We start from the raw sequence: 10,000 nt of genomic DNA on the forward strand, positions 1-10,000 counted from the left end.
GCCTTCAAACCAGTTTGGCCACTGTTCAGTATTCGCCAGTTCATTACCTACCTGGAAAAACACATTCAAGTCCTGCTGTACACCACGCAGATCCCAGTTGTCGTTAAATTCGTCTGCAGCTTTGTGATAACAACAAACATTGTATTCTTTTTTCTGAGCAGCGCCCCACTCCTTACCATGCTCAAAACTATCAATACCACCTTTAGCGTACAGCATTGGCACGCCTACTTTGGCCAGATTGAAGTGGTCAGAGCGGTAAAATGATCCGTGCTCCGGACTTGGTTCAGGTGCAACATAACGGCCTTGCTGTTCAGTGTATTTAGTCAGCAGGTTTTCCAACTCTGAGTTGTTGTGTCCCACTACGACCATGTCTTTCATCGGACCATAAACGTTTAACACGTCCATGTTGATACCAGCTACAGTCTTGTTTAGCGGGAACACAGGATGAGCGGCATACCAGGCAGAACCTAATAACCCCCTTTCCTCAGCTGTCACGGCCAAAAACGCCACAGAGCGTTTTGGTTTAGGCTGTTTGGCAAAATGTTCGGCCAAAGCTATGACTGCAGCAGTACCGCTGGCATTGTCCTGAGCGCCGTTAAAGACTTTATCTTTTGGATTAGAGAAATCCACGCCTAAATGATCCCAGTGGCCCATATAAAGCACCACTTCGTCCGGTTTTTCTGAACCTTCGATATACCCCATGACGTTGTTGGATGTCAGTTCACTGATATTGTTTTTCACTGAAACTGAAGCTGTTACGCCCATAGGCACAGGAGCAAAATCTTTGCTCAGTGCTTTTTGCCGCATGGTTTCAATGTCTGTGCCCATAGAGGCAAACAGCTGCTGCGCCGATTCAGTGGTTAACCAGCCTTCTACTTTAGATCTGTCCATATTTTTGTTTGGATTAATCAAATCAAACTTAGTAGGAGAACCACCAGCTATCACTTGCCAACCATAAGAAGCAGGCTCAGTTTCGTGAATAATCAACGCCATAGCAGCCCCCTGACGGGCCGCTTCTTCAAACTTGTAAGTCCAGCGACCGTAATAGGTCATGGCATTACCGGTAAAGAGGTTTGGATCTTTTGTGGCAAAACCCGGGTCATTGACGAACATCACCACGGTTTTGCCTTTGACATCCAGACCTTCATAGTCATTCCAGTTATATTCAGGAGCCACTATGCCGTAACCCACAAACACCAGTTCGCTGTCTTTGACTTCAACCTGTTCAGTGACTTGTGTAGTCCAGGCCATCATTTGTTCTTTATATTTCAGTTCAGCATTCAGCTTGTCACCTGAGAGCTTCAAGCCTGAGACTTCTTTCGGATCAATACGTACCAGCGACACCGGCTGCAAGTAGCTGTCTCCGTTAATACCTTTGAGGCCAAAACGTTTAAATTGCTCTGAAATATAGTTAATGGTCTTTTCTTCGCCTGGAGTTGCAGGCATACGACCCTGAAACTCATCTGACGCCAGAGTTTTTAAATAGTCTTTGTAAGCTGAATTAAACTCAGTCCCAACCAAAGCTGCGGCTTTGGCGGGTTCAACAACTGCTGCAGTGCTGGTACTTTGATCCTGCTCAGCTGGTTTAGAACAAGCTGTTAAGGTTAAAGCGGCCATCACGGTCAGCGTTGTAGCTGAAAACCAAAATTGTGGCTTCATAACACTCCCGGATTATAGTTATATCCCTTAGTACTTGAAGCTGCAGCTTTGTTGATTTCGCGCTCAAGCCACAGTCACATAGATAGACTACGCTCCCGGAGGTCTCATGCTCTTGTCGCCTCTGTGCAGCAGCAACTACTTTGGGTTGAGGTCTTGTGTAAAATTCTTAAATGAATACTCTCTGATACTAACCAAGCACGCTGCAACTGACCAGAGCAGTTATCGCAGTTTTTGCCCCGTTAGCGGTGATTTCACTGTCAATCGGGTTAATTTATACCCAAGTGACCTCAAGATGTGAGTTTCAGAGCCGCTGGGCGCTTGCTATGCAAGGCGGCCTGGCGAAGCAATGTCGACTACCTTGTGAGAAAGGCTAAACCGCAGTGCAATCGCCCAGCGACTCCCTTCGGGCGGGTCTAAAAGCGCTTTATGCCGCGTTAACTGTTGTTGCTTGAGAACCACTAAAACTTCCAACAGCTGCCTTACCTAAAGCGCTTTTATCTCCCGCCGAATTCCGCATCTTGAAGTGACCTGGGTATATCAGCACCCCAGTTTGGTTTTGGTAACGCCACTTCATTGCTCAAATCAAAATCCACACGAAATTCACGACCTTCGCGGGTTAAACGGTAGCTGAAACTTTCATTGGGGTATAAGTACATATGCCAGGTATTACCGACGGACTGTGGCGTTTTGGTTTTAATAAACAGGTTTTTTGAATAGTCATCGGCCGGAAAACTTTGAGCTTCAGCCCAACCTGCCGCAGATGTATGGCCACCGTACAGAGTAGACTGATCATCTGTGCCATCTTCATGCTTATGTTGGTGCTGCAGCTTGAGTCCTGTGACGGTTTTGGTAATGATCCAGGTGCGGGAGCGGTTTTCACCGACCACAAATGGCACCTGAATTTGTGTGTCGCTGCAATCGCGCACATGCATCACCATATGGCCACTAAAAGCCGGGCTGGGTTGGTTATCTACTGTAGTTTTGCCGGCAAAAGCTTTGCCACACAGGGCTTTTAACTGGTCAAAAAACTGCAGTTGTGCCTGGCTTGGAGCAGCAGAAGCAGAGCATGAAGCAAGACTGACTGTAATAGTAGCGGCGACATAAAAGGCTTTGATAAATAATGTTTTTTTAGTTATTTGCATCCGTGGACTCCTTTTTTTCGTAACCGCACTATACCTTTATTAAATGACCTAACGCAAAACAGCACTACTACTCAGGAAAACTTATGCAAAATTTAATAGACGCTAAATTACTGATGAAAGTATTTAGCAAAGTAGAGCAACAAGGTGTAATGGTTGACACGCCTTTTGGTAAAGGCTTTGAACTGGACGGCATGACCATAGCAAGTGGCTTTGACGGTTACGATTTATACTTCGTGGCGGACGAAGTCACAGTGACTTTAGGTTTTCACCAGAAATATCATATAGATGCCAAAGACGAAGAGCACATAGACCGCTTTATCCAGCGTTTAAAGCGGATAGAATCTCACTAGCAGCCTCATGGGAGAGCTAGCCAGAGAATGAAAACGTATGCAGGAAAAAAGCCTGACAGAGTGGCTGTGTTAGCATAAGGAAAAACGACATGGAAACAGACGACGATGCAATTTTCCTTTTATTCCAAAGCCGCCAGCAGCAAAAGTTTGCTGCTCAGTGTTTTTGCCTTAGCTGTTCTGGCCTCCTGTGGTAAAGCACCAATGCCAAACCAGACTCAATCTACTGAGGTAAAACAGGCTACAGAGCAACCAGCTCCAGTAAAACCGCAAGCTGAACAAGCCGCGGGTAAAGTGGTGGTCTATCAGATGTTCACCCGCTTATTCGGCAATACCAACAGCACAAATCAGCCTTGGGGCACGATAGAACAAAATGGTGTCGGTAAATTTAACGATATTAATGAGGCTGCACTCAAAGGCATTAAAGAGCTGGGTGCAAGCTATGTCTGGTACACCGGCATTTTGCACCATGCAGTCATTAGAGATTACAGCGCTTATGGTATTAGCCATGACGATCCGGATGTAGTCAAAGGCCGTGCCGGTTCTCCTTATGCGGTCAAAGATTATTACAGTGTCAATCCTGACCTGGCTGTAGATCCCGCCAAACGGGTGCAGGAATTTGAAGCCCTGGTAGAACGCACTCATGCCCAGGGTTTAAAAGTTATTATCGATATAGTGCCAAACCATGTGGCACGTCACTATAAATCCCTGGATAAACCTGCTGGTATTGAAGACTTCGGCGCCAATGATGACACCAGCGTGGAATACAAGCGCGACAATAACTTTTATTACGTAGTTGGCCAGCAGTTCCAGGTACCAAAAGCTCAAAACGGTTATCAGCCTTTGGGCGGCGAATCTCATCCGCTGAGCGACGGTAAATTTGACGAAAACCCGGCAAAATGGACAGGCAACGGCTCACGTTTGGCTCAGCCTGACTTTAACGACTGGTATGAAACCGTCAAAGTAAACTACGGTGTTAAACCAGACGGCAGCTACGATTTTGACCGCTTACCTGCCGACTATGCTGAAAAATCAGTGCAAGAACACGCCGCTTTCTGGCAAGGCAAAGATGTCCCCAACTCCTGGCTGAAATTTCGCGATATCGCCTTCTACTGGCTGGATAAAGGTGTCGACGGTTTCCGTTTTGATATGGCTGAAATGGTGCCTGTTGAATTCTGGAGCTTTTTAAACTCCAGTATAAAAAGCAAAAACCCACAAGCCTTTTTATTGGCGGAAGTCTATAACCCCGCCTTATATCGCGACTATATCCGGCTTGGCAAAATGGATTACCTGTACGACAAAGTGGAAATGTACGACAGCTTAAAACTGGTGATGCAAGGCAAAGGCAGCACTGATGCTATAGCCTCTGTACAAAAAGGTATGGCGGACATTGAACACCATATGCTGCACTTTTTAGAAAACCATGACGAGCAGCGTATTGCTTCCCCTGAGTTTGCCGGCGATGCCAACAAAGCCAAGCCAGCTATGGTGGTATCAGCTTTAATCAGCAGCTCCCCTACTATGCTGTATTTTGGTCAGGACGTCGGTGAGGCTGGAGCTTTGGACTCAGGCTTTGGCGATCCAAGCCGTACCAGCATCTTTGACTACGCAGGTGTGCCAGCTCACCAAAACTGGGTAAACAATGGAAAATTTGATGGCGGAAAACTGACGGCAGAGCAAAAACAGCTACGTGAGTTTTACAGCAGATTAATGACCATATCCGCGACAGAAGCCGTATTTAACGGTGCTTATCAGGAACTGCATACAGCCAATAAAGGCACTGCAGGTTATAACGATAAAACCTACGCCTTCGCCCGTTTTAACGACAAAACCAAAGTGATAGTGGCCAGTAACTTTGCGACTACAGCCACCAGTTTTGCATTAAAACTGCCGGCTGACTTATTGCGCCAATGGCAGTTGAGTCAGGGCGATTACGAATTACAGGATCTGTTGTCTGAAGGCAACGCCAGTTTAAAAGTTACAGCTGATGCGGCCTCAGTGCAGATCGAACTGGCACCACTTGGCTCTGTGGTGTTAAAGCTCTGATACGGCCATCTGCTGAGTTAGTGAAAAGGCGCATTTGCGCCTTTTTTTCTCCGTCATACTGGCTACACAAAGTGAGCGTGAAGCAAAAATAACACTTTTTAACATGCGGATTTTCCGCCTACAACTTCACACAACTTTTCACTTTGCCGCACTCTCAGTTCGCCTTATTGATAGGGGGAACTAAATAAGAATGCGCTCAAGCATCTGAGGCAAAATGAAAAAATATCTCTTTGGACTTGCAGTTATTTCACTGCACCTGAAATCCGCCTGCGCCTGCCTTTTAACGATGCCAGCATCAGACGACAGGCCTCCTTTTTTTGAGCTACAGCGATCTACCAGCAACTGGCAGGGATTAGGAGTAGTCTGGTTGGAGCAAATCAGCCAGCAGCTTAACTGTGACGCCAAACTGATTGAATTGCCCTGGGGCCGGGCTCTTCGTTTACTACAGAATGGTGAGCTTGATTTAATGACCAATCTGAGCAAAACCAAAGAGCGCGAGCGCTATCTCGACTTTATAGGGCCCCACCACATTGAAAAATTAATTTTGCTACTCAGTAGTACTGAAAACTCCATCACCAGGCTGGAGGGCATAAGTCAACTAAAAGGCCAGATAGCCATATTAGCTAATGGTTTTTATGGTGAAGAGTTTCATTGGCTGTACCAACATAATCCTGACTTTCGCCAGCGAATAGTTGCAGTATCCTCCAGCGCATTGATGAAAAAGATGCTCATCAGTCACAGAGTTACGGGTTTGATTGAAGATGAACAAGTCATCAGCCAATGGCGCAGGCAACAAGATATATCTGCAGTTGACTTCCATCAGGTACTGACCGTCAATGCCAATCCTGTTTACATCGGCTTAAGTAAAAAAGCACTGAATCAACATCAGCGTGATCAGATCAAAAGCTGGTGGGAAAAGTCAGGCCTGGTTATTCCAAATGCAGAGTAACCTCAGATTTAAAACAAGCCTCAATGGCAGACATCTAAACACCCAGAAATCTCTTTATTTCAAAATAGAAATAGGGTTAACTGAAATCAGTATTTCAAAGGAGTAAAATCAGATGTTTAAAGTAAATAGTTATTTTGATGGCAATGTGACTTCTATAGCTTTTCAGGGTGAAGAGTTGCCCGCTACTGTCGGTGTGATGGCACCGGGCGAGTACGAATTTGGAACCAGTCAACATGAAGTTTTAACTGTGATTAGCGGTGCTTTAACCGTATTATTGCCGGGACAAACCCAGTGGCAAACCTTCGCGCGTGGTGCAGTGTTTGAAGTACCGGCTCAAGCCAAATTTCAGTTAAAAGTTGAAACCGACACCGCTTATCTTTGCACTTATCAGTAACGCTGGCCAACAAAGCAGGAACTAGCCCGTCAACTTAGGTTTGTCATACAAGACGGGCGACTTTAATGGTCGCCTCTATAATTTTTTCACTTTGAGGCTAATGATTTATGCGTGGTATGGGAACTGCGGCCAAAAGAGCAGATGCAACAAAACAAGCTGAAGCTTTTGATCTGAAACAGACAGTTCAGTACATGTGGCCCTATATCTGGGCCTTTAAAGGCCGGGTGTTACTCGCTTTGGCTGCACTTTTGGCAGCCAAAGCCGCCACTTTGTACTTACCTTACGCCCTAAAACTGATCATTGATGATTTAGACCCCAGCTTAAACTCTGTGTTGAGTTTGCCCCTGGCCTTTTTATTGTTTTATGGCGCCTTACGTTTTGGCTCAGTTTTTTTTGGTGAAGTACGGGACGCACTGTTTAGCAGAGTGACTGAACACGCCATGCGTAAAGTGGGCCTGCGGGTTTTTAATCATTTACATCAACTCGAACTGAGTTTCCATTTAGACCGCCAAACCGGTGGTATCAGTCGCGATATAGAAAGAGGCACCAACGGTATTAGTTTTTTGATGCGGTTTTTAATGTTCAACATAGTGCCAACCCTACTGGAAATTCTGCTGGTCGCTGTGATATTTGCACTGCTGTTTTCGTACTGGTACGCAGTACTGACTTTTGTCGCCGTAGCCTTGTATGTAGCTTTCACTTTTTATGTCACAGAGTGGCGCAACAAATATATACGTGAAGCCAATCAGGCTGATTCTGCCACCAACAGCAGAGCTGTGGACAGCTTGCTGAATTACGAAACAGTGAAGTACTTTAACAACGAAGCTTATGAAGAACGTACTTACGACCAGTTTTTAGCCAACTGGGAGCAAGCCAAGCTAAAAAACCGTATGTCGCTGTTGGCGTTAAACTCAGGTCAGGCCTTGATTATTGCCGCAGCTATTACTCTGATGATGTGGATGGCAGCTCAGGGAGTTCTGAACAAAGAACTGACTCTGGGTGATTTAGCCATGGTCAATGCCTACATGCTGCAGTTATTCATTCCGCTGAATTTCTTAGGTTTTGTTTACAGAGAAATCCGTCGCTCTTTAACCGACCTGGAGAACATGCTTGGTCTGTTAAAAAAACAAGCTCAGATTAAAGATAAAGCCAGTGCTCCAGAGCTGCAGTTGCAGCAAGGACGGATTGAATTTAATCAGGTACATTTTAGTTATCAGCAAGGCCGTCCCATTCTGAATGGCTTAAACTTTGTGGTAGAACCAGGCCAGAAGCTGGCTATAGTCGGAGCTTCAGGCGCAGGTAAAAGTACCATAGCCAGACTTTTATACCGCTTTTACGATATCCAAAACGGCAGTATTTGCATTGACGGACAAGACTTACGTGATGTGACTCAAAGCTCATTACGCCAGAGCATTGCTATAGTGCCGCAGGATACTGTGCTGTTTAACACCAGCATCAGGGAAAATATCCGCTATGGTAGACCAGATGCTACTGAGGCTGAAGTGGATCAGGTGATCAAGCTGGCCCATCTGGACAGCTTTATTCAAAGTTTACCGCTGGGCGATCAAACTTTAGTGGGTGAACGGGGCTTAAAAGTATCAGGCGGCGAAAAACAGCGTATTGCTATAGCCCGCGTGTTACTCAAGGGGTCACCTATATTGATTTTTGATGAGGCCACATCAGCTCTGGATTCACACTCAGAAGCTGCCATATTGCAGGCTTTGCGCGAGCTGGCAAAACACCATACGTCTGTGGTGATAGCCCACAGACTGTCCACTATTACTGATGCAGATAAGATACTGGTGCTACAACAAGGACAAGTGGCCGAAGCCGGCACACATCAGGAGTTACTGGGCCAACAAGGCCTTTATGCACAGTTATGGGCCAAACAACAAGAGGCCAAAACTAAAGCTGAGTAAAGCTAGAGCGTGTAGACGTTTCGAGGTTAAATTTTGTTCGTTCTGGCGCCGCTTTGATCGCGAAACGAGGAGCGAAGTTTAGTTATTCTAAATGAGCGACGAGTGAAGCTTCCGCTCCTGCTCACGCCCCTTACCTACATCCATGTAGGCAACAAAGAAGCAAAGCGCCGCCAGACGAACCCGAAGGGCAGCGCCTGGCCGGCCTTTCTGCTGCGTTAGCACTCGTTTATGTAGAATGATACACTGCACTCGCGCTGCCTTGCATAAAAACCGGCCAGACTGCTGCAAAAGTAACCCTGAAACATCCACACGCTCTAACATTAAGAAAGGTTAAGCTGAGTAAATGCATGGTAAAGACCTGAACCTGGTCTGATTTTTTTGTTCTGATGACGGTATTTATTCTCACAGGACAAGAAAACTACTATGTTGTTACGTCAGCTTATTCTTCCTATTACCAGCCTTGTATTATTGAGCGCCTGCGGTGGCAGTAGCTCATCTGAGGGCAATGACACCTACCCGAGCAGTTACCTGCAGTTTTACAACGGCTCAGCCAACAGTGCGACTACAACCCTTACACTAACAGACAGTGATGAGGTAGAAACAACTTTAGGCTCAGCCAGCTTTGGTGATGCGACCTCTCTGACCACAGTTAATGCTGAGGCTTATGATCTGGCTTTTACCTATACAGACAACAGCGGCGACGTGCAGACGGTGCTGGAAGACGAAGTCAGCATGAAAACCAGTCAGAAAACTGTACTTTTTATGGTGGATAACTACGAGGCTCCTAAGATCCTCAATCTGAGTTTTGTCAGAGATGATGAACTGGACGATCAGTTTAAAGTCTATTTTGCCAATTTACTGGCAGAAAACAAAAGTATGGACTTGTATATCAGCAGTTCAACGGAAGACTTTGATGATGCCGATTTTGTCGCCACTGTAGGTCAGCATGCTTTCAGTGAGGCTGTAACCTTTGATACTGGCAGCTATATCTTGTATTTAACCGATTCGGGCAGCAAAGATGTAGTACTGCAAAGTCCTGTCTATAGCTTCAGTTATGAAACCGAGTATATTCTGGCATTACGTGACAACGCTGGACCTTTGAAGCGCAAAATTGCTTTGGATGTGATAGGAAACACTACTACAGTCTATCCATTGGAAGATGTGAACAGCAATGCTCAATTCAGGGTGTATAACAGTCTGAACGATTTAGATCCGGCCCAAATCTACATAGGTAGTACCAGCGGAACTCCGGTTTTTGCTGATTTAGCGGCCGACACTCTCACCTCTTATGTCGAAATTCCTCACGGTGATTACAGAGTGACCTTAACTGCAAATGAAGGCTCCAGCCAGATCCCAAATGGCTTGTTAACGCTGAATCAGGGGCAGAGCAAAAGCCTGGTGTTTTATCGGGACGAAAATAACAAAGCCACAGTACTGGCAGTGACGGACAGCGCCACACCTCAGGTATACGACTTTGTCTTTAACGTAGTAAACGTGGTGCCTGATTTTGAAAACGTCAGCATCTACTTCGTTCCTCCGGGCAA

At 45.9% G+C, this 10,000-nt stretch carries 8 protein-coding genes; 6 read left to right on the forward strand and 2 right to left on the reverse strand.

Annotated features, from left to right (window positions below):
- Window positions 1-1,659: M28 family metallopeptidase (locus LDL40_RS08775; RefSeq protein ID WP_300994906.1), on the reverse strand; the 1,659-nt coding region annotated here is incomplete at its 3' end.
- 494 nt (window positions 1,660-2,153) lie between these two features.
- The gene (locus tag LDL40_RS08780; protein WP_300994908.1) at window positions 2,154-2,801 is read right to left on the reverse strand and encodes a hypothetical protein; all 648 of its coding nucleotides are present in this window, start codon (window positions 2,799-2,801) and stop codon (window positions 2,154-2,156) included.
- An 83-nt stretch (window positions 2,802-2,884) separates the two neighbouring features.
- Here LDL40_RS08780 and LDL40_RS08785 point away from each other — a divergent pair, with 83 nt between their 5' ends.
- The 6 genes from LDL40_RS08785 to LDL40_RS08810 all read left to right on the forward strand — a co-directional run.
- Window positions 2,885-3,151 carry a DUF3081 family protein gene (locus LDL40_RS08785; protein ID WP_300994910.1) on the forward strand — a complete coding sequence of 89 codons (267 nt, stop codon included), beginning with the start codon at window positions 2,885-2,887 and terminating at the stop codon, window positions 3,149-3,151.
- Between the two features lie 105 nt (window positions 3,152-3,256).
- Window positions 3,257-5,194 carry an alpha-amylase family glycosyl hydrolase gene (locus LDL40_RS08790; RefSeq protein ID WP_300994911.1) on the forward strand — a complete coding sequence of 646 codons (1,938 nt, stop codon included), beginning with the start codon at window positions 3,257-3,259 and terminating at the stop codon, window positions 5,192-5,194.
- 286 nt (window positions 5,195-5,480) lie between these two features.
- Window positions 5,481-6,143, forward strand: a complete 663-nt coding sequence (locus LDL40_RS08795; RefSeq protein WP_300994917.1) for an ABC transporter substrate-binding protein — start codon at window positions 5,481-5,483, stop codon at window positions 6,141-6,143.
- A 112-nt stretch (window positions 6,144-6,255) separates the two neighbouring features.
- Window positions 6,256-6,537, forward strand: a complete 282-nt coding sequence (locus LDL40_RS08800) for a pyrimidine/purine nucleoside phosphorylase (RefSeq protein WP_300994912.1) — start codon at window positions 6,256-6,258, stop codon at window positions 6,535-6,537.
- A gap of 107 nt (window positions 6,538-6,644) precedes the next feature.
- Window positions 6,645-8,456, forward strand: a complete 1,812-nt coding sequence (locus tag LDL40_RS08805) for an ABC transporter ATP-binding protein/permease (protein WP_300994913.1) — start codon at window positions 6,645-6,647, stop codon at window positions 8,454-8,456.
- Between the two features lie 423 nt (window positions 8,457-8,879).
- Window positions 8,880-10,000 (forward strand): DUF4397 domain-containing protein (locus tag LDL40_RS08810; protein WP_300994915.1); only part of this gene is annotated, 1,121 nt, incomplete at its 3' end.

It is taken from the genome of Rheinheimera sp. (assembly GCF_020217005.1).
Classification (GTDB): Bacteria; Pseudomonadota; Gammaproteobacteria; order Enterobacterales; family Alteromonadaceae; genus Pararheinheimera.